Source organism: Blautia wexlerae, from assembly GCF_013300825.1.
GTDB lineage: Bacteria > Bacillota > Clostridia > Lachnospirales > Lachnospiraceae > Blautia_A > Blautia_A wexlerae_B.
This window is the reverse complement of sequence record NZ_JAAIMY010000015.1, coordinates 17737-40800: the sequence shown is the minus strand read 5'-3', so window position 1 is coordinate 40800 and position 23064 is coordinate 17737. Positions and strand designations below refer to the sequence as shown.

Sequence of the window (23064 nt, the reverse complement as noted above, 5' to 3'; positions counted from 1 at the left end):
GTAACTGTTCAACATCCTGCCTTTTTAACACTGAAACAATTATGGTTTGCTTTAAAAATATCTCCTGCAGCGGTGTCTGCGGCATCTCCTTCTGGATACCTCCTGACAGAGCATTACCTGTATCAGTTCGTCCAGAAAATCCTCCCTGATCGCCTGAGTGCTTATTTCCGGCTCCATACTTTCTCTGATCCTGCTGCCAAGATGATAAAGCATATATTTATCCGGATATTCATCATAAAGACGGCTTCCCTCATAGTCCAGAAGATCACATTCTTCTTCTATTTTCTCCTGAATACGCTGTACAGTCCTGGGATAATAGGATTTCATCAGGTTAAATTCTCTCTCCTGCAGCCGTTCGCCCTCATACAAAAAAGGATTGGAATATGTGGTATAAAATGGAAAATATTCTTGCAAATACATAGTATGACCCTGCATTCTTTTCAATTATCTATTTCAGTATATGCAAAGTACTGCATACTGTGCCGGGATCTATCTGCATACCACCTTGTTTCATTGATCCTGTAAATTACAGTTCCTCAATCATTTTTACTGTTAATTTCACACTGTGTTCAATTGCCGCCATTTCAAATTCTGCATAATCCATATTGGCGCTTCCGTCTGCTTTATCAGAAATTGCTCTTACTACAAGGAACGGAATATGGTTAAGATAAGCAGCCTGTCCTATGGCAGCTCCTTCCATTTCTACTGCAAATCCGCCAAACTCCGAGATAATTGCATCTTTGACACCTTTATCTGAGATAAACTGATCTCCAGAACAGATCCGGCCTTCAAATACGCTGATTTCCGGATTCACTTCTTTGCATACTTTTGCAGCCATTTTGCGAAGCTTCTCATCAGCCGGGAAGGAAAACTCCTCCATCTGTGGAATCTGACCCTTTTTATAGCCGAATCCTGTTGCATCCATATCATGATGCAGAACATCTGTGGACAGAACAATATCTCCGATATTTACATCATTGTTCAGGCTTCCGGCGATTCCTGTATTGATCACTGCTTCTACACCAAAAACGTCTGCAAGGATCTGTGTACACATACCTGCATTTACCTTACCGATCCCGGAACGTACCACAACTACTTTCTTACCTTCCAGAGTTCCTTCGTAAAAGTCCATGGATGCTCTGGATGTAATCTTTACATCCTGCATTTTTTCTTTAATTCTGGCAACTTCCTGTTCCATTGCTCCGATAATTCCGATACATTTCATATTAAAATACCTCTTCTTTATAATTGTAATTTTTGTGATATCAGAATTGCCCAGGCTGCTTGTCAGCGAGCAATCCATGAATATCAGATCATTTATAACAGTAATATATAAGCTGTAACACTTACATGCTTTTCTATTATAGCAAATCTTTAATTTATATGGAAACTTTTTTTAAGTTCTGCTATAATATTATGGACAGCGACAGATCAACCGGCAGTTTTCATCAGGCAGGTGAATGAGCTGTCTCATATAAGCAATCTTAACACAGGAGGAATCATACCATGACATACAAAACAAAGGGCGTATGTGCAAGCCATATCGAATTTGAAGTAGATGATGCCCATAAGGTCCATAATGTACGTTTTATCGGCGGATGCAGCGGAAATACCCAGGGAGTTGCAAGTCTTGTAGAGGGAATGGATGCTGATGAAGTGATTAGCAGACTGAAAGGAATCAAATGTGGTTTCAAAAACACTTCATGTCCGGATCAGCTCTCCATTGCATTGGAGCAAGTGCTGAATAAATAAAATTTTATCCCGCGAAAGCTGTCTGGAATATAGTTTTCGCGGGATATTATTATTTTATGTGTCAGATATCTGTTCTGTCCCATTTATCACATAAAGACTGGACTTCTCTTGAAAAACGTTCCAGATCTTTATTAGGAGTTCCTTCATTCTTCTTGATCACTGACAACAGTCTGTAGCCAAGTGCCAGAAGCTTTTCAAATGCCCTTGCAGCTCTCGCAGTCTTTGGCGATACAGATGCTTTCTGTATCTTTACACCCTTTGCCTCATAAATACATACATTATCTGCCAGATCATAAACCGTACCGCTGAAAGGTGCCATGGTATCATAACCCAGATCATCCTTCAGTCTCTTGGCAAAAATTTCAGTAACCGTGTCCTCTCCATGAGTAACAAAAACTTTCTGCGGTTTCTCTTCATAAGCTTTCGCCCAGTCCAGCAAACCATTGACATCTGCATGACCGCTGATTCCCGGCATCTGGCAGATATGTGCCGCCACATGGATCGGTTCTCCGAAAAGCTTTACATCTGATGCACCTTCAAGCAATGCCCTTCCAAGAGTTCCCACTGCCTGATAGCCTACAAACAAAATTGTATTTCTGGATTCCCACAGATTATGCTTCAGATGATGTTTGATACGTCCCGCATCACACATACCACTTGCTGAAATGATCACCTTTGGCTCCGCATCAAAATTAATCGCTTTGGAATCATCACTTGTAACAGAAATCTTCAGACCCGGAAAACTGATCGGATTAATTCCCTTTCTAATCAGTTCCATTGCTTCTTCATCAAAGCAGTCATACTGATGCTCGGAGAAAATAGTAGTCGCCTCATTTGCCAGAGGACTGTCTACATATACCTTGAAATCGTCATGTCCGTGTATCAGATTATCTGCCTTGATCTGTCTGATAAAATACAGCATTTCCTGTGTACGGCCTACTGCAAAAGACGGCATTACCAGATTTCCTCCTCTGTCAAAGGTTTCCTGGATAATTTTTGCAAGGAGCTGTACATAGTCAGGTTTTTCCCCATGGCTGCGGTCACCGTAGGTTGATTCCATAACTACATAATCTGCATGATGCAGATATTCCGGATCCTTGATCAGAGGCTGACCGGTATTTCCAATATCGCCCGAAAATACAATGGTTTTTTCAATCCCATTTTCCCGGAGTGTCAGTTCTATACTCGCCGAGCCAAGAAGATGTCCGGCATCAATAAAACGTACGGAAATTCCATCAGCCGGAGTGATCACTTTATTATACGGACATCCCACAAAATTTCTGATCACACCCATTGCATCTTCCATTGTATATGCCGGTACAAATTCAGGTTTGCCCTCACGTCTTCCCTTACGGTTTCGCCATTCTGCTTCAAACATCTGAATATGTGCACTGTCTCTTAACATGATATCACACAGATGGCTGGTTGCCTCTGTGGCATATACAGGTCCTTTAAACCCTTTTGCGTAAATAGCAGGAAGATTACCTGAATGATCTATATGCGCATGGGTAAGAAGAACAAACTCAATTTCCCCCAGAGCCACCGGTATTTCCGTATTTTCATAGTAGTCCGGACCTTGTTCCATACCACAGTCTACAAGAAATTTATGTCCTGCTGCTTCCAGATAGTAACAGGATCCCGTAACCTCATGAGTTGCTCCTATAAAAGTAATCTTCATAAGAAAACCTCCTTCCAGACTTTTTTTATTACTGCATTTATTATACAATACAATAAAAGATATTAACAGCATCTTTTCTGAAAACAAAAGGCGAAAGCAAATCTTTTTTTGACCGCTTTCGCCTTTCAGTGCGTTTGCCACCGGAAATTTAAAAATATTGCTGGTATTTTTATCAGATTCCTGTCAGTTACCGCAAACACGTTTACTTCCGTTTCTGATGCTTCTGTAAACTCCCACTACATAAATAATACGAATCAAAATGATAAATATCACAAAAAAATGAAAATTTTTTTATTTTTTTTCCGGGAAAGATGTTTCCTCAGAATTTACGGGCGTATACCAGGATTCAGAATCTGCAATTATGGTCATTCCCACCAGTGCAGTAAACATGGCAGCGGCTGCTACGGCTGCTGCCGGTTTCAGAAATCTGTGAGTTCTGTTCCACTCATTTTGACATCCGTCAAAATTTTCTTTTACTTCCTGTATTTGTTTCAACTTTTCCGTATTTCGGTTTTCGGGCAACGTTTCTCTGTATTCTCCCTTTTCTCTGAGCCGGGCTACTAATCTGTCATACCCCTCCTGTATCTTTGCTTCTGATTCCCGCGGGAATTCCTCCCAGGAACTCTTGCCTGCTGCTTTCAGCAATGCAGCCTCAAGAATCCCGGTTTCTGCATCATACAGTTCCCTGAGCCTGCGGTCTGTCTGTTCTTCATGCCGGTTTTCCACATCCTGACCTCTTCCGGTACTATGATTATCTTTTATCTTTTCGTTTATTTTATTCTCCATAATCCACAACTTTCCTTGACAATTCTCCCTTGCTGGTTCATAGTAAATAGTGACTATACGTAGCTATTTGCTAATATACTATATTTTTATAACAATTCCGAAAATAATGCAATCGAAAGCCTCCACAGTAACACCGGATCGAATGCATTATTTTATGAACTGTAACAGAAGGAAACAGGAGGAATCTCTATGAAACATATTGTTCTCACCGGCGGCGGTACGGCCGGACATGTTACACCTAATATCGCTTTAATCCCACGTTTAAAAGAACTTGGATACGACATTTCCTACATCGGTTCCTACGATGGAATCGAAAAAAAGCTTATTGAAGAAATGAATATTCCTTATTATGGAATCTCTTCCGGCAAACTGAGACGTTATTTTGATCTCAAAAACTTCACTGACCCATTCCGTGTATTAAAAGGCTTCAGCGAAGCAAAAAAATTATTAAAGCAATTGAAACCTGATGTTGTCTTTTCCAAAGGCGGATTCGTAACCGTACCTGTCGTTATCGCAGCCGGCAAACTTAAAATCCCTGCCATTATCCATGAATCAGACATGACTCCGGGTCTTGCCAACAAGCTCTGCATCCCATCCGCTTCAAAAGTATGCTGTAACTTCCCGGAAACAGTGAAAAATCTTCCTGCTGACAAGGCTGTTCTCACAGGAACTCCCATCCGTCAGGAGTTATTAAGCGGAGACAAGGAAGCTGCCCGCAGATTCTGTGGTTTCACAGACGAAAAACCTGTACTCATGGTTATCGGCGGCAGCCTTGGTGCTGCATCTGTCAACGAGAACATCCGCAAAATCCTTCCTGAACTTCTGAAGGAATTTCAGGTCATTCATCTGTGCGGTAAGGGAAAAATGGACGAGAGTCTCAAAGATACCAAAGGTTATGTACAATACGAATATATCAAACAGGAACTGGCAGATCTCTTTGCCCTGGCTGATATTGTTATCTCCCGTGCAGGTGCCAATGCGATCTGCGAACTGAATGCTCTCAAAAAACCAAATCTTCTGATCCCTCTTTCCGCAAATGCCAGCCGTGGTGACCAGATTCTCAATGCACGTTCCTTTGAACGTCAGGGATACAGCATGGTTCTGGAAGAAGAAGAGATTACCGAAAGTACTCTCCTCAATTCAATCCGCGAACTGTATCAGAACAGACAGTCCTATATCGATGCCATGTCAGAGAGCAGTCATATGAACTCTATCGAAAAAATCACCGGCCTGATCGAGGACTGTGCAAACAGGCAATAATTATCCGAATATCTTTTTATATTCTCTGGCAAGCCAGCGTCTCGTTCTCATTACTTTATTATTCACATTATTCTCTGTGATATGATAATGTTCGGCAACGAGACGCGATGGTATGTCATATAACGTTACACTGACATAGATTTCATAATCAATCCTTTTCTTCTCACGCAACCTGTGAAAGATTGTCTTCAGATATCCCTCCGTTTCCAGAGCAAGAATAATCTCATCTACATTTCCACCACTTTGTACCTTCAATTCAGCAACTGCCATCAGTTCATCGGAATCAACATATTCATATTTTCTGAAAGCCCTTTTATAATAGTCCAGAGCTTTGTTGAAACTCATACGGGTGATCAGCTTATTCAGTTTCACGTCGTCAGAAAAATCTGCCGTTTCACCCATGTTATACAGAATTTCAAATACGTCCTGACAGACATCCTCTGCCTCATTTCTGTCATGCAGAACCGTTTCCGCAATATCAATTACCTTGGTACGGTATTCCCTGTAAATGTTTACAAAATCTATATTCTCCATTTTATCTTATGTAAGATCAGAGCATTAAGACAATTGCGCTCTGACTTTTGACAGAATCTCCTCTTTGTCCTGATCACTCAGTTCACCCGGAGTCCAGGTAATTCCAACAGTATCACCCTGATATCTTGGAATCAGATGCATATGGAAATGAAATACAGTCTGTCCTGCACACTCTCCATTATTCTGCACAATATTAAATCCATCACATTTAAGCGCTTCTGTCATTGCTGTTGCCATTTTCTTTGCAAGAATCATAGCCTTTGCAGCCATTTCATCTGATAATTCATAAATATTGGCAGCATGAGCTTTAGGAAGGATTAACGCATGACCTTTACTTGCAGGACCAAGGTCAAGAATTACACGAAAATCCTCATCCTCATAAAGTGTTGCCGCAGGAATTTCCCCATTAGCTATTTTACAAAAAATACAGTTATCCATTTTAAGTCCTTCTTTCTTAAATTACACCAATGTCGATTAAGTGCGAAATTTCCACGATGAAATCAGTTGCAGCAGAAATTTTGCAATGGTACACTTTTCCTGAGGTGATGATATACAATGGAAACAACAAAACAATTGAAAAAAGATTTTAGCTTTATTCTGTCCAGACTGTCACATGAAATCCGCAACCCCATAGCGCTTATAAGCAGCGAACTTCAGTTAATGGCTGATTCCCATCCCGAATTATGCAGTTGCAGACAATGGGACAGTCTGATGGATAATCTTGATTACGTAAAGGAATTATTGAATGAACTTTCTGATTTCAGTCATTCCCAAACTGTCAATCTTGTCCCTACAGACCCGAAAGAATTTCTGACCACTATTTTATCCTGCGAAAAAACAATGTTGGATTATCTGGGAATCACTTTGGAAATACATATAGAAGATGTTTCCCCACAGATTCTTCTGGACCGCATAAAAATGCGTCAGGCTATTTTTAATCTGATCAGAAATTCCTGCGAGGCGATCAGCTATCCCGGAGGGAAAATCACTGTTGGTCTTCGAAAAATCAATGACCGCATCTGTATCTCAATAAAAGACAATGGATGTGGAATGACCGAAACTCAGACAGCCAACATCTTTCAGCCCTTTGTTACCTATAAATCAGAGGGAACCGGTCTTGGCCTGGCGGTAACATCAGAAATCATGGCTGCCCATCATGGTCAGATCAAAGTAACCAGTACGCCGAAGCAGGGAACTACTTTTTCTCTCTATCTTCCCTGTCTTTCTGAGATATGACCGGAATATTTCCGTGAAGGATGATAAAGCAATACTGCCAGTATAAAGCCACAGAGCAGACCGCCTACATGCGCTGCATTGTCTACTCCTTCACTGGTAAATCCGAAATAGAGTGAAAACGCAGCCATGATCACTACCTGTCTGGCCGAAAGATCTTCAATATGTCCTTTTCCTCTGATCACAGCATAGATCATGGCACCCATTACTGCAAACACTGCACCGGATGCACCCGCTGACACTGCAAAATCTCCGTGGTTTAATTCCAGAAATACGCATAGCAGGTTTCCTCCTGCTCCTCCCAGAAGATAGATCAGCAGATATTTCAGCTTCCCTGTTGTACGTTCCAGTCTTCCTCCAAGCACAAAAAGCACCAGCATATTATTCGCAAGATGCTGCATTCCAAAATGCAGGAACATACTTGTAAAAATCCTGTAATACTCTCCCTGGATAATAGCCGGTGTATAAGCAGCTCCACACCGAAGCATATGCATAGTATCTTCAGTTCCGCCCGTCAGCTCTGTTATCACAAATACAAGCATATTGATTAATATAAGAAATACTGTAACCGGCTCTTTCTTTAATTCTTCCAATATCTGCCTCTTTTCTGTTTTGCCGTTTCCAGTTACTGTCCACACACTCAGCATATGTCCCATGCATCGCGAAACACGTTGCTGTAAATGGAGCGAACATTAACATTCTTCATATCATTACATCAACAGCAGCTCATCCGGGCCGCTACTGTCAATTGTAGCAGACATCCTGTATTTTTTCAAAACATTTATGACAAAAATATGTATCTCGCCTGGGCAAAATCTATTTCATCTTCCGGCTCAAGCTGATATTCCTCCTCCGGTCTGAGCAAACGCCCATTTACAGATGTGCCATTTCTGGAATTCATATCTGTCAGATAATAAGCCTCCTCTCTCTTTCTGATTTTCGCATGAATACGACTTACTGTAGGCAAATCGATTACTGCATCACAGGCATTCTCCAGTTTACCGATTACTGTAAGATCCTCATTTAAATAAATAGTTGCCAGTTCTCCCGGTTCTTTGCTCACCAGACTGGCAGGACCGGACACTGCACCGGCAGACAGTACAACAGTTTCTCCATAATCCGGATGTGACTGTTCATATAGCCGTTTTTCCCTTTTTTCCTCCGTTGGAATCTGCTGTTTTACTTTATTTATTTCAGACATCTCCAGACTGTCTCTGCCAAACCATTCTGCATCTGATCCGCTTTTATCATAATCTGCCGTATTTGTTTTTGTTTTTTTCCGTAATGTTTCATTCTCTCTTTCCCTTATATTTTTTCGCGGATAAATGCCGGGATTTTTTTTCTTTTTTATAATATATGTCACAAGCATAACTCCCGCAGCCAGAACAATTATGATCCCAAGTACAGTTCCGGTTTCCATATATGGCAGATATCCGAATAATACAGCCACAGTTATCAGACACAGTAAAACTGCTGCAACTCCAATCATGCCTGCTTTATACAGCAGCCCCCTTTTTTTCGGTGCTTCGCCCTCTCTTACAAATTCCATTCCCGGTTCATCATCTTCCAGATAATCCTCCTGTATATGAATATTCAAAACATCCTGATTCTCCTCACCGGATTTCCATATATCTTTTTCCGCTTCCTTCTCCCTGTCCTTCTGTCCCTGGACTTTGTACAGTTCTTCTTTAATATGTTCCAGATGAAAACAATCCTCCATGGTCCGCTTATATACACCATACCCAAGGAGTACAGCCTGGCTGTCCTCATGGTCAATCTTCGGAAGGATATATTCTGCCAGAAGCTGAAACTGGTTCTTTATGTCTTTTTCATACCCTGGCATCATGCAGAAATATATCTTCTTTTTTTCAACATCAGCATACATATATTCAGGAGACAAGAGAAACTGCCCCGGATTTATCAGATACTCTGCAGCATCCTCCATAACCTGCACAAACCCTCCAAAAATCAGATTCAAATCCTCAATTTTCATCTTCCGTTCTTCATACAAAATATTCAAAGCCTGTTTTGAGGTAATATCAAAATAAATCAGAAACCTTCCATCCATTCCCTGTATCCTGCATTTAAGAACAGAAGGAATCACATTCCCCACCAGCATCCGCACCTGATAAGCATCTGTATTTATCTCATCTTCTCCGTAAAGGATCAGATAATTGTGATTCATATCTCTTTTATATTCTGCCCTCACTTCTGATCCCCCATTTCTTTCAGAACTGCCGCAGCGGCTCTCATCTTACGGATATGCTTTACAGGATCTATAATAGCCGATGTTCCTTCTGTCCGTAAATGCCAGTTAAAATTTCCGTATGAAGAAATCGTATCCAGATCATATGTCACCTGTACTTCTTTTCCCACATTGGTCTGTGTACTCAGATTCTCTGCTCCGAAAAATCCCGCACTTCCCAGTTCTTCGCTCCGCATCCTGGCTGTATCATATACCTGACCGGTCCTCTTAATCCCTTCCATACTTCCACTCACTGCCGATTCATAGGCTGCCGCTGTCAGCCATGCTCTGTTATGCACAAAAAAGCTCAGATAAATAAGCCCCATGATCACAAGCAAAATCAAAGACATAACACAGGCAGACTCAACAGTCAGACTTCCTTTTCTGATTTTTTCTTTCATAAAATCATTCCTCCCAGATAACCAATCAGCAAAAAAGGAACAAACGGAATTTCCGTGCATCCCTTTCTGTGAAATATTGCCAGTGTAATTCCGGCCCATACTGCACTGCACATAACCGCAATAAAAATAATGGAAAAAAGTTCCACAGGCTGCATGACTGTTCCCAGAGCCATAATCAGCCATCCATCCCCCATACCCACTGCATCCTCTGTAAAAATGCTGATCCCGACAAATACCAGACCGATTCCTGCACACAGAAAAAAATCCAGTACCTTCACTTTACTGCTGATACTCCATGCAGTCCCACATATCGCAAATATTACAATACTCAGTAAAGATACCTGTCTTTTCCTGATATCTGTCCATGAGTTTATCCCCAGAAAAATCAGTACACATATATCTTTTACAGAGTTTATCTCCATTCTGCTCATCCCCTTCTGCCTCGTCCAGACACATAAACCTCTTCACTTCACTTATCTTATCCACATCTGCTGCAGGCCCCCATTTCCTGAACAGATGAAGCTTTCACCAGCCGGACTGTCCGTTTCAGCCCACTGCAGGATTCCAGATTATGATACCTGTTTCCTCTCTCTGTCACATATACAACTCCTGCCGGGTTCTGGTTTCTGCTGCATATTTCGCACGCTGAATAATGTTCCCCGTACTGATTTCCTGCAGACTTTACTGCACTTCCCGGAATCTGCTTTAACGAAACGTTCAGATAACTGCAGCCGGGATTTCTGTGATAAACACTTCCGGATTCTGTTACATACACCATCTGTTCCGTTTCTCCCTGCTCTCCCCCATTGTCCTGATATTCTGTTCCTGTCCAGGCATGAACCTTTACATGGTTGTAAACTACAACCTCCGAAAGTGGTATCAGTCCTCCAAAAGCTTTATATGTATAAATATCCGGCAGAGTGATATCCCCGACAGAACTTTCCCCTGCAATGTATGCATACATTCCCGCCTGCTTCGCTCTGGTGCAAAGCGCAGTCAGATGTTCTGTCTGGAGCTTATATATATCCATAAAAGAAATCAAAGTCACCATTCCAAGAAAGAACAACGGCAGAACAAAAACAGTTTCTACTGCCAGACTTCCCTTTCTCAATGTATCTGCTTTTCTTCTGAACAAGGTGCAAAAAGACACTTTTACAGGATTTATCTTCCATATTTTCTTTATTTTTTTCAGAGAGCACTTTTCCCTTTCATAGATTTTTCTATCTTTTTTTCTGATTTCTGCAATTCCCTTATTTTTGTCCTGTAAAAGCATCTTTTTGCACCTCTTTTCACTCCTGAGCTATAGTTCATTCGTAACAATATTGGCGTATCACATGAAATTCCTTTTTCTTATTTGCTTTTACATCGGCAAATGCTTCCAGTGCCACAATACAGGAATCCATCTGAAAATGTGCCCTTCCTTTATTTCTTATGGTATTTTCAATCATATCCATCCCTCTTACTACTTTCTTTTCTTTTGCCACAGATAAGAGCAGAATCTGAAGATAATCTTCATAAGACACTCCATGATCATTATTTCTCCTCATAGAATCCAGTCCTTCCATCAGGTTTCCAAGATTTGACAGTGAAATCTGCCAGTCTGCCGAAGTTTTTACGAGAGGAATCCTGCCACCTGCCAAAAGCTCCCGCACATCCAACACGCTTTCTGCAAAAGCCCAGCATAAAAGCAATGTTGTCTCTATCACCACAGCCGCAGGCGGAACGAGAAATCCCGCTGCAATAGCTGTTGCCAGTGCCTGTGCTTCTGATCTTTTCACATTGTCAGCCATAAGACCGGCAAAATTTACTCCCTCACGGATAAAAAGCAGCTTTGATGCCACAGATTTAAGATTATCAAAATCGCTGCTTTTTCCTGCATAAATATATTCCATCGGATATGCAAGTCCTTCTTCTGCCGGACTGATGTAATTTCCCAGATGATTCATAAGATACTGCTGATATAAAACATTAGAAGTATAACTGTTCTCTTCTGTCACACCATCAGGCATTGCCATTCCCTGCTGAAGTTTTCTCCCGGAGACTAACATACTTCTGTCGATTTCGCGGGTAGACAGACCTCTCCCGGATGGCAAAACCAGTTCCAGGATTCCCATTTTCATAATTCTTTTTATAACCGTGATCGGATTATTTACCTGTTCCTGTTGATTCTGTTCCTGTTGATTCTGTTCCGCTTCTTCTGCTGCCTGCTGACTTTTCTGAGAAGCCTGATCTATTTCTGCATCATAACGGTCTATGGAACCCCCTGATTCTGCCTGACTTGCTTTCAAATCTGCCTCTTCTGTTTTTCTCTTACGGTCTGACATTTTGTTAAGAAGAATCTGTACTCCCTGACTGCCAAGAGTCTCCTGCATATACTGAACAATCTGCTGATAGAAAACTTCTCCGTTATTATCTGTGAAAAGTCGATATCCGGTAAGACCGCTCTGCTTCAATTTAAGATTCTGACTGTTCTGTTTCAGCACAGGTTTCATATAGGATTCCAGATTATCGCATACCTTTGCAAGTTTTATCTGTCCTCCTCCCATGGACCCGTCAAGTGCAAACAAATCGTATTCTTCAAGAAGTTTCTTATCATATTGTCCGAATACTGAATACAGTCCAATATCCATACCGTTCAGAATCTGCGTTCTTGCAGATGCCATACGAACAGATTCTATGCTGGTACACACAAGCGACAGAAGCAGGCTTAGAATCAGTGCCAGAAATACTGTAATGCTTCCTTTTTTCGCTCTTTGACATTTCATACAGGAAGTACACCTCCTCCTTTTTTCTCTGATATATCCAGAAGTGAAGCAGATATTCCGGTTAAATAGAATTACTCTGTTTGGCAATTTTTGAGAGAATACTCTGTACCAGATTAGTAATCTGCTCTTTGAAAATAATGACAAGTCCGATCAGGACTACAAGAATCAAAATGATTTCCACAACACCTACTGCATCTTCTTCCTCTGCAAATCTTTGCAACAGCCCTTTCAGTTTCACTGTTCTCTGTATTAATTGTCTCATCTTTTTCCTCCGTATGTTTCATTCACATCTCATTCTATATTTCCATCTCCACAGTACTGCTAAGTCTCTCCTGCCTCACATATCCGTTACAGAAACAACATTCCTTTCATCCGGTTCCTCCATAAAAGGACAGAAACGCAGGAATCATAACGATTGCCATCACAACAACAAGCATCATCATCATGGGAAGCAGTAATTTTGTTGCTGCCGCTTCTCCGAGAACCCTCGCCTTTCTCTTGCGTTCTTCCCACGCTTCCATGGATTCTCTCTCCAGCATATCAGCCATCTGTCTGCTGCCTTTCTGAAGATTCTGTATCAGAAGGGTTGCAAACGTCTTATATTTTACCTGTCCACATCTTTCTCCAAATCTCCGGTATGCTTCACTCTCAGAAACTCCGCTTTCCATTTCATAACATATAACCTGTATTTCATCATAAGCAGATCTTGGTTTTTTCTTTTTCTTTCTGCCATAATCCAGTGAAATTTTCTGAAAAGCTTTTCTTACCGTCATTCCTGCCTGGACAAGTAAAGTGAATTTCATGATCAGTCCGGGATAATCCAGGAGAAGTTCTTCATATCTCTTCTGAAGCTTAACCTGTTCTTCTCTTCCCTTCATAACCAGAATTACCATAGCCGCTGCCAGAAACAATCCTGTCAGCAGCATCCCCGAAGTATCTGCAGGTATTTCCCACTTTATTTTTTTCCCGTCCAGTTTATCTGGAAGATAATAATAATCCGGATCATTTTTCTGTTCATTGTAACGGGCTACCGCTTCTGCCAGATCTTTTTTCGCCTGCTCCTCTCCTGTCAGTTTCCTGTCCTGCTGCGGTTCTTCCTCTTCTTCCAGTTCTTTTTCCGGTACCTGAATGTACAGGGTTCCCTGGTCTTCTCCATCCACGGATACCATAAATTCTTTCTCATATGATCCTGACGCCTCCTTTTCCAGACGATATCCCTGAGGATACACCTGTCTGCCGTTTCCTGCCGTAAGAACCATACCAAGCAGATTTCCGGATATTGCCACTGCCGCAAAAAGTCTGATTCCTTCTCTGCCTCCAATACCTGAAGAGGGAATCCAGCCTTTCTTCCACCCGGTCAATACGCACAGAATCATAACAAAAATGACAATATGTACCCACATTTTTACTGTCACACCTCAATATCTACAATCTTTCTGCCAAGCCAGTATGCTGTGGCATAAATCGCAAGACATATACTCATTGCTGCAATTCCAAAGGGATTTCCATAAAGAACATTCAAGAAACCCGGAGAAGTCATCTGAAGATATAAGATAATTCCCACAGGCATAAGACTCATGATCATCTGTTCTGACTTTTTAGCTGCCAGAGTAGCTTCTATCTCCCGTTTCACATCAATCTTATCGCCAAGCATGCGGGTTACTTTCTGGATCACACGGTTCATATCACCGCCTGTACGCTTAGCTGTATAAAAAACAGATGCAAAATTCTCAATATCTTCTATCTGGCTTCTTTCTCCAAAATCCAGAAACAACTCCTCCAACGGCACACTGAGACGCTGCTGGCTCTCAATATAGCGGAACTCCTCTACAACATCTGTTCCACGCCCATACAAGCGTTCCAGATCTCTGACACAGGCTTTCACCGCACTCTCAACAGAATATCCCGCCTGAACTGCAACGCTTAGTGAAACCAATGCATCTTTAAACTGATAATTCAATTTCTTTCTGCGCTCCCTGATCAGTTGTTTCCTCTGCCATTTCAGATAAAATACAGGAACAGGAAGCATAAGAAACAGTACCCAGATATTTTTATAAAAAAGATAGTCTGCCATAATACACAATGCCAGTGCCTGCCCCAGATATTTCAGAAATTCTTTCAGAGAGAAATGATAATCATCATAATCTTGTTTCAGATATAACTGTTCTTTCTTTTTCCCTTTCATAATTCAATCCCCGCTCTTTCCAGTTTTTCCACCTGCAGGAGGGAATCAGTCTTTACCAGACCTTTTCCTTCCTGCCATTGATACAGCGGCCTGATCTGGATCTCTCCATTCTCAAAGCCACATACTTCCGTTACTTCCAGTAATTTCCTGGATTTATCTCTCATTCGTCCCAGATGTATCAGAATATCTACACCAGATGCAATCTGTCTGCGGATAGCCTCCAACGGAAGGTCAACCCCCATCAGCACCATTGTTTCCAGGCGGGACAGCATATCTTTCGCTGAATTTGCATGCGCTGTTGATAAGGACCCCTCATGACCTGTATTAAGTGCCTGGAGCATATCCATAGCTTCGCCACCCCGGACCTCACCCACAATAATCCTGTCAGGGCGCATTCGCAACGCAGATTTAATCAGATCCCTGATCGTAACTGATACCGCACCTTCCATATTAGCCATCTTTGCTTCCAGCCGGACAAGATTATCAATTCCTCTGATGCGCAGTTCTGCGTTATCTTCTATTGTGATCAGCCTTTCATCTGCAGGAATATATTCTGACATAGCTGCAAGAAATGTGGTCTTTCCGCTTCCGGTTCCTCCTCCTATGATCATGGAATATCTGGCTTTCACAAGCTTCTGTAAAAACTGTGCACATTCCTGTGTAATGCTTCCCAGCGCGATCAGCTTCTCCATTGTAATGGGGTGTTCGGGAAAACGCCGTATCGTAAGGATTGGCCCATTTAATGCAACCGGATAGATCACAGCATTTACTCTGGATCCATTTTCCAGTCTCGCATCCACGATAGGCATGGATTCATTAATCACACGGTTACATTTACCTACTATCTGCTGAATCACATCCTCCAGTTTTTCGGCGGATGTAAAGCTCTTATGCCATCGGATCAGTTTACCGCCCCGTTCTACGAAAATTGTATCCGGTCCGTTTACCATAATCTCTGTCACAGTTTCATCATCGACCAGTTCCTGAAGCACATCCAGCTTGCGGACAGAATAAAACAGTTCCTGACGAAGCTGCACCTTATCCTTTAATGCAAGCCGGACATCTTTTATCTGATTCAGGATCAGCTCATCGATCACATCAAGGATTTCTTTATCCGACAATTCTCTGGACAGATCCAGTTGTTCCATCAGCATCTGGCGCAAGGTTCTAAATACATCTCTATTCATCCTTTTTCCTTTCTCAGCAGATTCCGCACATAATCACCAAGTTCACTCCAGGGCAGTTGTTCTATATAAGAAGGCGACGGTTCCGTCACCATATGAAAAGGCAGGCTTATCTTCTGTATTTTCTCCAGTATCTGTGGATAATCCCAGATTCTCACCTGATTCTCAAACTGAGCAATTTTGCACTGGGATACTGCATCAGACAATACAGGCATATAAATCTTCTTACACAGATCGAGCAGCTGGAAATTCTCATCAATCCCACATCCGATATCCAGCACGATCACCTCATAGGAACTGTCAAGCATAATCATCTGCAAAAGCCGTTCCCAGTCCTGCCAGGCTGTTGTGCGAATGTCTGCCGGCATCTGCACAGGCGGAATGTAATCCAGATTATTGACTGTCTGTATCATACTGTTCATTTTATAAAGAAGATTCTGATTATCCTGCCTCACATAATAGAGAAGGTCACTTAAATTGTGATCAAAGCCTCTTCCCATAAGTTCTTCAAACCCGGAATATTCCTCCAGATTCAGATACAGAACTGCTTTGTCTTTCGCAAGGATCTGTCCGAGTGTAAGTGCAAAGGAAGTTTTCAGGCAGCGCCCCAGGGGAGAAAATACGCCAAGGATCTCTGTTGTCTTTTTTAATACCGCAAGCTGATCTGACATGGTCTTTTTTTCAGCACCATAACATGCCATTACTTCACGGAGCACATCAGAAGAAGACTGATATTTATACACACTTGGATACTGGTCAAGTTCAGGAGGATGTACTCCTTCTGAAAGAATAATAACTTTTCCAATATCTAACTCCCGGATTTCTTTGCACATGGCACGTCCGGAAATCAACAGCAACTCTATATGTGTGTGTTTCCCGTAAGTGATCAGATTCTCTACAGTTGTAAATGCCTGTATCTCAAAGGGAATATTTTTTTTCTGATTCAGATAATCCATGAAATTCAGTGCATATTCCACTTCCAGATCACATACTGCAAAAATATTTTTCTTCAATAGATACCTCCTGCGTATAACAGCACGCTTACCAAAATGGGAACTGTAAAATGAAAATTCTCAGGAGCTGAAATGTTTCCCTTTCTGTAAGGTGTAATCTTTCCGGTAGTGACCGTAGTTTCTGCATATCTGATAAAATAAAGGATTCTTTCGCAGAAATTGCGATGGATGATCAGAAGCACGGCCGCAATACATGTACCCGCAATAAAAGAACTGAAAATACACTTCAGGACAGCTCCGGGTCCCAGAATGCCTCCAAGTACGCAGAACAATTTAATATCTCCCGCACCTATCATTCCGAAGACAAACAGAACAATAAGAAATAAAGGTGTTACACTTCCCATAACAAAATGACCGAGTCCTGCAATGCCTTTCTGCCAGACACGGATAAACATTCCAATAAACATAGAAAACAGAATCCAGCCATTATCAACCTTTGCAGTGCGAATATCCATGATTACGGAAATTCCGGCAACTGCTACAGGAAAAAGTTTCAAAAAATCATACTGCACCGCCTGCCTTTCCTACAGTTTTATTTAGCAACAAAAAACAGATGCTTCATTCTTTCGTGTTTCATAATAAGTAAAAGTGGAATTTACCGCCGAACCGGCGAGATTGAACTACCAGAAGACCTCTGGTGAGTATTATTATAGGACCGGACAATTGATTTGTCCAGTCCTATTTTTTGTCGAATTTCTAAAATATTTATAAACTTGTTACCTGTCAATTAGAGTTCAATTTCCATTCTGCATCCTTCCGGTACAATGATAATACCATTTTCTGTATCTTTCACTATGCTTCCACCAGTAACATCAGCTATTTCATGAATATTTCTCAGCAGATAGGTCATACCTCCATTTTCTGCTGAAGCTTCCAGAGTGAGTTTATTTCCCTCTCTTACAGCTTTTACTGTAAAAGCTGTCTCTCCTTTACGCGTCACTACCTCACAGGATGCAGTTTCATTTACTTCATAAACCTGAATCTGTACATCTTTCTCCAGTTCATAATCAACGGTAGTATCTACAGCACCAATCGGAAGCAGAGTATTCTCTCTTACAAATACAGGCAGTGAAGAAAAATCATAATCTTCTTCATACCATCTTCCGCCTTCTTTGACTTCTCCGCTTAAAAGATGAGTCCATTTTCCTGCCGGCAGATAATATTCTGCATGACCTTCTTTGTTGAAGATTGGTGCAACCAGAATACTGTCACCTAACATATACTGCATATCCAGATATTTGGTTGCAGGATCATCGTTAAATTCCATGATCATTGCACGCATGGACGGAATACCTGTCTTGTGTGATTTTACAGCCATAGAATACAGATATGGGAGTAATCTTAATTTCAGCTTTGTAAACTTACGGCATACATCTACAGCTTCTTCATCAAACAGCCACGGTACACGATAACTCTTGGAACCATGGAGACGGCTGTGTGTGGAAAGAAGACCAAACTGCAGCCAGCGTTTGTATACATCCGGTGCTGCTGTCATTTCAAATCCGCCCATATCATGACTCCAGAAGGAGAATCCTGATAAAGTAAAGGACAGACCACCTCTTAAGCTCTCAGCCATGGAGGCATAGGTTGCAGAACAGTCACCGCCCCAGTGAACCGGGAACTGCTGTCCGCCTGCTGTCGCACTTCTTGCAAAAAGGATTGCTTCACCTTCACCCTTTACTTCCTTCAGCAGATCAAATACTGCCTTGTTGTAAAGGTACGTATAATAATTATGCATAGAAACCGGATCTGAACCGTCATAATATTTCACATCGACCGGAATTCTCTCGCCAAAGTCTGTCTTGAAACAGTCAACACCCATATCAAGCAAAGTTTTCAGCTTATTCTGATACCACTTCACTGCATCCGGATTTGTAAAGTCAACCAGGCCCATGCCAGGCTGCCAGTTGTCGATTTGCTTGATTCCTCTTCCGTCTGCACGCTGTACCAGGTATCCGTTCTCCAGACCCTCTTTAAAGAAGTTAGTTCCCTGTGCAATATATGGATTGATCCATACACAGATCTTAAGTCCTTTATCCTTATAACGTTTCAGCATTCCCGGTACATCCGGGAAGATTCTGGAATCCCATTCAAAATCACACCAGTGGAACTCTTTCATCCAGAAACAGTCAAAATGGAATACACTCAATGGAATATCTCTGTCTGCCATTCCCTGGATAAAGGAATTGGTCGTCTCTTCATCATAGTTTGTTGTAAAGGATGTGGAAAGCCATAATCCAAAGGACCATGCAGGCGGCAATGCCGGTTTTCCTGTAAGATCTGTGTAGTTCTCGATCACACCCTTAATGTCATCTCCGTAAATAATATGATATCTGATCTCTTCACCTTTCACAGAGAATCCCACATTCTCAACCTTTTCACTTGCAACTTCGAAGGAAACATGATCACTGTGGTCTACGAATACGCCATAATGTTTGCTTGTTACATAGAACGGAATATTTTTATAAGAAATCTGAGAAGCTGTACCGCCATCTTCATTCCAGATATCAACAACCTGACCGTTCTTTACAAACGCTGTAAATCTCTCACCCAGACCATATACACATTCTCCCGGTGCAAGAGAAAGCTCTGTCACCATATATGGCTGATACTGTGCTGCCATATAGTTTGGTTCCGGGAATTTTGTCAGAGTAGCTCTGTCATACTGCATATAGCCAAGATTGCGGAATCCGATGTTTGTGAGAACTTTTCCATCTGCTTCATATGTGATCTTAAAGTCTTTCAAGTCCACTCTTACTGTCATTCTTCCGGCTTTCATCACAGCTTCATCTTCTGTAATCTCAACCTCTGTTTCCTGCGGATCCTCATTCAGCTCATATCTTGGCTCACCTTTTACATAACCTTCATAATGATAACTTCTTACGCTGATGATATCTTTACGTGCAGAAGTAAATTCTGTAGTGATAGTTCCTACATCCAGAGCACCGCCTCTGTCTATGATCTGGCGGAATGGAGAAACAATTCTCATTCCTCCCGGAATTGCCTCCGCTGTAAAAGCCTGCATCGCATAGGATGCGTTTGCGCGTTCATTTTTCTCCCAGTAACCTTCTGTGAACTTCATTCCTGATCCTCCTTGCTTTTAATCTTATGATTTGCTTATTTTCCGAAATTGAAACTCTTTCAGTACCTCGCGGGATAACGGACTGCTGAATAATTATCTGATACCAGTATACATCATGATTCTTTTTCTTACCAGCAATATAACCCAATTTTTATCTGTGCAAAAACAAAAATCTGTATATTGCATAAAAACAAAAGATTGTGGTAATATTCTTCAAAATATACACGTTCTACAAGTATATCTATTTTGGCACCAGGAGGTAAGAAAATATGTGCACAGCAGCAACTTATAAAACAAAAGATTTCTATTTCGGCAGAACCCTTGATTATGAATTTTCCTACGGTGATGAAATCACCATCACACCACGAAACTACCCATTCCATTTCCGTCATTCTGATAAAGCCCCTGACTCTCACTATGCCATCATCGGAATGGCTCATGTGGCCGGAGACTATCCACTCTACTATGATGCCATTAATGAAAAAGGTCTCGGCATGGCAGGTCTGAATTTCGTAGGAAATGCAGTCTATGCAGAACCAGTATCGGACAAAGAAAACGTAGCCCAGTTCGAATTCATCCCATGGATTCTCAGCCAGTGTGCCACCTTAAAAGAAGCCCGCCAGAGACTCTCAACTATGAATCTCACCAACACACAGTTCAGTGAAAACTTCCCATGTGCTCAGCTCCACTGGATCCTCGCAGATGCTTCCGGCTGCCTCGTTATCGAATCCATGCAGGACGGCCTCCATATCTACGAAAATCCTGTAGGGGTACTAACCAATAACCCACCCTTCCCACAGCAGATGTTCCAGCTTAACAACTACCAGTCTCTCTCCCCTCGCCAACCAGAGAACACCTTCGCTCCAGGATTAGAACTCCAATCCTACAGCCGCGGTATGGGCGCCCTCGGCCTCCCGGGAGACCTTTCCTCCGCCTCCCGCTTTGCCAAAGTTGCCTTCACAAAAATGAACTCCAGATCTGGCGACTCCGAACTCGAAAGCGTCAGCCAGTTCTTCCACATCCTCGGCTCCGTAGATCAGCAGCGTGGCTGCTGCGAAGTAGCAAAAGGCAAATATGAGATCACTCTCTACACTTCCTGCTGCAACACAACAAAGGGAATTTATTATTATACCACCTATGAAAATCATCAGATCAATGCTGTTGATATGCATCGTGAAAATCTGGATACAACAGTCCTAATCCGATATCCTGTACTCGCAAAACAGAATATCTGTTTCCAGAATTAATGTGAAGCACTCTATACCTGTGGCAATTTCGACAAAGACTCTTTAATTATAGCCATTGCCATTTTTCAGTTCTGTACGGTATAATAAGGACAAATTATTGGTTTCAAAAAGAGGTAATAACAATGGTACATTTTTTTGATATTACAAAGTTCAACTTATATAAAGAAGATAACCGGCGCGAAGTAAAAAAAGCAAATGGCGGCCTTCCTTCTTCTTTATGGGAGACTTACTCTGCTTTTGCAAATTGTTATGGCGGCGTAATTATTCTGGGAGTTGCCGAAAACAAAGATGGAACCTGGAGAACTACAGGTTTAAAAAGTACAGACAGGGACAAGCTGTTAAAACATTTCTGGGATACAATCAATAATCGAAAAAAGGTCAACGTAAATCTTCTATCTGATCAGGATGTAGAGATATATGAGAAGGATGAAGATACTATCATCGTGATTTATGTTCCTATGGCAAACAGAGAACAAAAACCTGTGTATATTAATGATGATATATTTGGCGGAACATTTCGAAGAAATCACGAAGGAGACTATCATTGTACCAAACTTCAGGTGAAAGCCATGCTCCGCGACCAGACAGACAACACTATGGATATGGATGTACTGGATGATGTTCCAATAAGCGACCTAAATTATGAAACCATTCAGGGATATCGCAACAGACATCGAGCCCTTAAACCTGCACATCCATTTGGCCGTTTAAATGATTCTGAATATTTACGCAGCATAGGAGCTGCTGCCATTTCCAATATTGATAAATGCCTTCATCCAACAGCTGCAGGAATGCTAATGTTTGGAGATGAATATAACATTGTACGACATTTCCCTGAATATTTTTTAGATTATCGTGAAATTCTGGATCCAACTATACGCTGGACCGATCGCTTACAGTCAAGTTCCGGTGAATGGTCCGGTAATATATGTGATTTTTACTTCCGAGTATATAATAAACTTGTTAAAGATATCAAGGTACCTTTTAAAACAATCGATGGAAACCGTATTGATGATACTCCCGTACATGAAGCATTGAGGGAAGCCCTCGCAAACTGTTTGATAAATGCAGACTTTTATGGTGTTCGAGGCATTGTAGTCCGAAAAGAAGCTGACAGAATAGTATTTGAAAATCCAGGATATTCCAGAACAGGAAAACAACAAATGAAAAAAGGGGGAATTTCTGATCCTCGCAACAAAGTACTCATGAAAATGTTTAATCTGATCAATATCGGCGAGCGTGCCGGCAGCGGAGTACCCAACATTTTTAACACATGGGAGAATCAAGGCTGGGTTGAACCAGTTATAGAAGAACAATTTGATCCAGACAGAACTCTTCTGATTCTTAGCTTCGATAAAAAACAAGCGATAAAAACAAGCGATAAAAAACAAGCGATAAAAACAAGCGATAAAAAACAAGCGAATAAATCCTGTCATAAAAAACAAAACCAAAAAACTTTGGAAAATATAGAAAAAATCAGAGAGTATTTATCTAAAAACAATATCTCAAAAACCAGTGATATTGCTGAATATATTGGATTAAGTCTTCCGCGAACCCGGGCTATTTTAAAAGAAATACCTGATGTATCTCCAATTGGAAATAATTCAAACAGAAAATGGACTCTGCAAAAATAATTTTCACCAGCTAAGAAACAAGTCAGAACATGGTACAAAGCAATAAAAGCATCTACGGAAAGCCT

General features: G+C 41.5%; 24 protein-coding genes. 5 read left to right on the top strand and 19 right to left on the bottom strand.

What is annotated here, in order from left to right:
- Nucleotides 1-51 precede the first annotated feature (51 nt).
- Nucleotides 52-420: a hypothetical protein gene (locus G4417_RS09295; RefSeq protein ID WP_173683631.1), complete on the bottom strand. Its 369-nt coding sequence runs from the start codon at nucleotides 418-420 to the stop codon at nucleotides 52-54.
- 106 nt (nucleotides 421-526) lie between these two features.
- Nucleotides 527-1225: a 5'-methylthioadenosine/adenosylhomocysteine nucleosidase gene (locus G4417_RS09290; protein ID WP_173683632.1), complete on the bottom strand. Its 699-nt coding sequence runs from the start codon at nucleotides 1223-1225 to the stop codon at nucleotides 527-529.
- A gap of 281 nt (nucleotides 1226-1506) precedes the next feature.
- Between G4417_RS09290 and G4417_RS09285 the strand changes: the two genes are divergently transcribed.
- On the top strand, nucleotides 1507-1752 hold the full coding sequence (locus G4417_RS09285) for a TIGR03905 family TSCPD domain-containing protein (protein ID WP_173683633.1): 246 nt from the start codon (nucleotides 1507-1509) through the stop codon (nucleotides 1750-1752).
- Between the two features lie 61 nt (nucleotides 1753-1813).
- Here G4417_RS09285 and G4417_RS09280 read toward each other — a convergent pair whose 3' ends face one another.
- Both G4417_RS09280 and G4417_RS09275 read right to left on the bottom strand, forming a co-directional pair.
- Entirely contained in the window at nucleotides 1814-3430 is a 1617-nt protein-coding gene (locus G4417_RS09280; RefSeq protein WP_173683634.1) for an MBL fold metallo-hydrolase RNA specificity domain-containing protein, read from the bottom strand.
- Nucleotides 3431-3721: 291 nt separating this feature from the next.
- Entirely contained in the window at nucleotides 3722-4216 is a 495-nt protein-coding gene (locus G4417_RS09275; protein ID WP_173683635.1) for a hypothetical protein, read from the bottom strand.
- Nucleotides 4217-4405: 189 nt separating this feature from the next.
- Between G4417_RS09275 and G4417_RS09270 the strand changes: the two genes are divergently transcribed.
- Nucleotides 4406-5476, top strand: coding sequence for an undecaprenyldiphospho-muramoylpentapeptide beta-N-acetylglucosaminyltransferase (locus G4417_RS09270; RefSeq protein ID WP_173683636.1), 1071 nt, complete (start codon nucleotides 4406-4408; stop codon nucleotides 5474-5476).
- Here G4417_RS09270 and G4417_RS09265 read toward each other — a convergent pair whose 3' ends face one another.
- Together G4417_RS09265 and G4417_RS09260 are read right to left on the bottom strand one after the other, a co-directional pair.
- The gene (locus G4417_RS09265; protein WP_173683637.1) at nucleotides 5477-6010 is read right to left on the bottom strand and encodes an RNA polymerase sigma factor; all 534 of its coding nucleotides are present in this window, start codon (nucleotides 6008-6010) and stop codon (nucleotides 5477-5479) included.
- Between the two features lie 24 nt (nucleotides 6011-6034).
- Nucleotides 6035-6448, bottom strand: coding sequence for an HIT family protein (locus G4417_RS09260; protein WP_173683638.1), 414 nt, complete (start codon nucleotides 6446-6448; stop codon nucleotides 6035-6037).
- 117 nt (nucleotides 6449-6565) lie between these two features.
- Here G4417_RS09260 and G4417_RS09255 point away from each other — a divergent pair, with 117 nt between their 5' ends.
- Nucleotides 6566-7246, top strand: coding sequence for a sensor histidine kinase (locus tag G4417_RS09255; protein WP_173683639.1), 681 nt, complete (start codon nucleotides 6566-6568; stop codon nucleotides 7244-7246).
- Here the strand turns inward: G4417_RS09255 and G4417_RS09250 are convergent.
- The 13 genes from G4417_RS09250 to yicI all read right to left on the bottom strand — a co-directional run bounded on the left by G4417_RS09250 (nucleotide 7219) and on the right by yicI (nucleotide 20118).
- On the bottom strand, nucleotides 7219-7890 hold the full coding sequence (locus G4417_RS09250) for a rhomboid family intramembrane serine protease (RefSeq protein WP_173683655.1): 672 nt from the start codon (nucleotides 7888-7890) through the stop codon (nucleotides 7219-7221). The genes G4417_RS09255 and G4417_RS09250 overlap by 28 nt on opposite strands.
- A gap of 134 nt (nucleotides 7891-8024) precedes the next feature.
- The gene (locus tag G4417_RS09245; protein WP_173683640.1) at nucleotides 8025-9452 is read right to left on the bottom strand and encodes a DUF6382 domain-containing protein; all 1428 of its coding nucleotides are present in this window, start codon (nucleotides 9450-9452) and stop codon (nucleotides 8025-8027) included.
- A complete protein-coding gene (locus G4417_RS09240; RefSeq protein WP_173683642.1) occupies nucleotides 9449-9889 on the bottom strand; it encodes a TadE family protein in 441 nt (146 codons plus the stop codon). Before G4417_RS09240 ends, G4417_RS09245 begins: the two co-directional genes overlap by 4 nt.
- Nucleotides 9886-10311, bottom strand: a complete 426-nt coding sequence (locus tag G4417_RS09235) for a prepilin peptidase (RefSeq protein WP_243872108.1) — start codon at nucleotides 10309-10311, stop codon at nucleotides 9886-9888. Before G4417_RS09235 ends, G4417_RS09240 begins: the two co-directional genes overlap by 4 nt.
- A 56-nt stretch (nucleotides 10312-10367) precedes the next feature.
- The gene (locus G4417_RS09230) at nucleotides 10368-11162 is read right to left on the bottom strand and encodes a TadE/TadG family type IV pilus assembly protein (protein WP_173683645.1); all 795 of its coding nucleotides are present in this window, start codon (nucleotides 11160-11162) and stop codon (nucleotides 10368-10370) included.
- Nucleotides 11163-11196: 34 nt separating this feature from the next.
- Nucleotides 11197-12654: a DUF5702 domain-containing protein gene (locus G4417_RS09225; RefSeq protein WP_243872107.1), complete on the bottom strand. Its 1458-nt coding sequence runs from the start codon at nucleotides 12652-12654 to the stop codon at nucleotides 11197-11199.
- Nucleotides 12655-12715: 61 nt separating this feature from the next.
- The gene (locus G4417_RS09220; protein ID WP_173683646.1) at nucleotides 12716-12916 is read right to left on the bottom strand and encodes a Flp1 family type IVb pilin; all 201 of its coding nucleotides are present in this window, start codon (nucleotides 12914-12916) and stop codon (nucleotides 12716-12718) included.
- 106 nt (nucleotides 12917-13022) lie between these two features.
- On the bottom strand, nucleotides 13023-14057 hold the full coding sequence (locus G4417_RS09215) for a type II secretion system F family protein (protein ID WP_173683647.1): 1035 nt from the start codon (nucleotides 14055-14057) through the stop codon (nucleotides 13023-13025).
- A gap of 8 nt (nucleotides 14058-14065) precedes the next feature.
- Entirely contained in the window at nucleotides 14066-14839 is a 774-nt protein-coding gene (locus G4417_RS09210; RefSeq protein WP_173683648.1) for a type II secretion system F family protein, read from the bottom strand.
- Nucleotides 14836-16026 (bottom strand): CpaF family protein, encoded by a 1191-nt coding sequence (locus tag G4417_RS09205; RefSeq protein WP_173683649.1) that lies wholly within the window; start codon nucleotides 16024-16026, stop codon nucleotides 14836-14838. Before G4417_RS09205 ends, G4417_RS09210 begins: the two co-directional genes overlap by 4 nt.
- Nucleotides 16023-17036 (bottom strand): hypothetical protein, encoded by a 1014-nt coding sequence (locus G4417_RS09200; RefSeq protein ID WP_243872106.1) that lies wholly within the window; start codon nucleotides 17034-17036, stop codon nucleotides 16023-16025. The genes G4417_RS09205 and G4417_RS09200 overlap by 4 nt, the downstream gene beginning before the upstream one ends.
- Complete coding sequence (locus G4417_RS09195; RefSeq protein WP_243872105.1) at nucleotides 17033-17533, bottom strand: prepilin peptidase; 501 nt, start codon at nucleotides 17531-17533, stop codon at nucleotides 17033-17035. The genes G4417_RS09200 and G4417_RS09195 overlap by 4 nt, the downstream gene beginning before the upstream one ends.
- Nucleotides 17534-17763: 230 nt before the next feature.
- Nucleotides 17764-20118, bottom strand: a complete 2355-nt coding sequence (gene yicI / locus G4417_RS09190; RefSeq protein WP_173683650.1) for an alpha-xylosidase — start codon at nucleotides 20116-20118, stop codon at nucleotides 17764-17766.
- 269 nt (nucleotides 20119-20387) lie between these two features.
- On the opposite strand from yicI, the gene bsh reads away from it, so the two are divergent.
- Entirely contained in the window at nucleotides 20388-21365 is a 978-nt protein-coding gene (gene bsh / locus G4417_RS09185; RefSeq protein WP_008706993.1) for a choloylglycine hydrolase, read from the top strand.
- A gap of 122 nt (nucleotides 21366-21487) precedes the next feature.
- A complete protein-coding gene (locus G4417_RS09180; protein WP_173683651.1) occupies nucleotides 21488-22999 on the top strand; it encodes an ATP-binding protein in 1512 nt (503 codons plus the stop codon).
- The last annotated feature ends 65 nt before the right edge of the window (nucleotides 23000-23064 follow it).

Bases quoted from the DNA above. Each gene is read 5' to 3' on its own strand.
- G4417_RS09295 (WP_173683631.1), bottom strand. From the start codon at position 420: ATGTATTTGCAAGAATATTTTCCATTTTATACCACATATTCCAATCCT.
- G4417_RS09290 (WP_173683632.1), bottom strand. From the start codon at position 1,225: ATGAAATGTATCGGAATTATCGGAGCAATGGAACAGGAAGTTGCCAGA.
- G4417_RS09285 (WP_173683633.1), top strand. From the start codon at position 1,507: ATGACATACAAAACAAAGGGCGTATGTGCAAGCCATATCGAATTTGAA.
- G4417_RS09280 (WP_173683634.1), bottom strand. From the start codon at position 3,430: ATGAAGATTACTTTTATAGGAGCAACTCATGAGGTTACGGGATCCTGT.
- G4417_RS09275 (WP_173683635.1), bottom strand. From the start codon at position 4,216: ATGGAGAATAAAATAAACGAAAAGATAAAAGATAATCATAGTACCGGA.
- G4417_RS09270 (WP_173683636.1), top strand. From the start codon at position 4,406: ATGAAACATATTGTTCTCACCGGCGGCGGTACGGCCGGACATGTTACA.
- G4417_RS09265 (WP_173683637.1), bottom strand. From the start codon at position 6,010: ATGGAGAATATAGATTTTGTAAACATTTACAGGGAATACCGTACCAAG.
- G4417_RS09260 (WP_173683638.1), bottom strand. From the start codon at position 6,448: ATGGATAACTGTATTTTTTGTAAAATAGCTAATGGGGAAATTCCTGCG.
- G4417_RS09255 (WP_173683639.1), top strand. From the start codon at position 6,566: ATGGAAACAACAAAACAATTGAAAAAAGATTTTAGCTTTATTCTGTCC.
- G4417_RS09250 (WP_173683655.1), bottom strand. From the start codon at position 7,890: ATGCTGAGTGTGTGGACAGTAACTGGAAACGGCAAAACAGAAAAGAGG.
- G4417_RS09240 (WP_173683642.1), bottom strand. From the start codon at position 9,889: ATGAAAGAAAAAATCAGAAAAGGAAGTCTGACTGTTGAGTCTGCCTGT.
- G4417_RS09235 (WP_243872108.1), bottom strand. From the start codon at position 10,311: ATGGAGATAAACTCTGTAAAAGATATATGTGTACTGATTTTTCTGGGG.
- G4417_RS09230 (WP_173683645.1), bottom strand. From the start codon at position 11,162: ATGCTTTTACAGGACAAAAATAAGGGAATTGCAGAAATCAGAAAAAAA.
- G4417_RS09225 (WP_243872107.1), bottom strand. From the start codon at position 12,654: ATGAAATGTCAAAGAGCGAAAAAAGGAAGCATTACAGTATTTCTGGCA.
- G4417_RS09220 (WP_173683646.1), bottom strand. From the start codon at position 12,916: ATGAGACAATTAATACAGAGAACAGTGAAACTGAAAGGGCTGTTGCAA.
- G4417_RS09215 (WP_173683647.1), bottom strand. From the start codon at position 14,057: ATGTGGGTACATATTGTCATTTTTGTTATGATTCTGTGCGTATTGACC.
- G4417_RS09210 (WP_173683648.1), bottom strand. From the start codon at position 14,839: ATGAAAGGGAAAAAGAAAGAACAGTTATATCTGAAACAAGATTATGAT.
- G4417_RS09205 (WP_173683649.1), bottom strand. From the start codon at position 16,026: ATGAATAGAGATGTATTTAGAACCTTGCGCCAGATGCTGATGGAACAA.
- yicI (WP_173683650.1), bottom strand. From the start codon at position 20,118: ATGAAGTTCACAGAAGGTTACTGGGAGAAAAATGAACGCGCAAACGCA.
- bsh (WP_008706993.1), top strand. From the start codon at position 20,388: ATGTGCACAGCAGCAACTTATAAAACAAAAGATTTCTATTTCGGCAGA.
- G4417_RS09180 (WP_173683651.1), top strand. From the start codon at position 21,488: ATGGTACATTTTTTTGATATTACAAAGTTCAACTTATATAAAGAAGAT.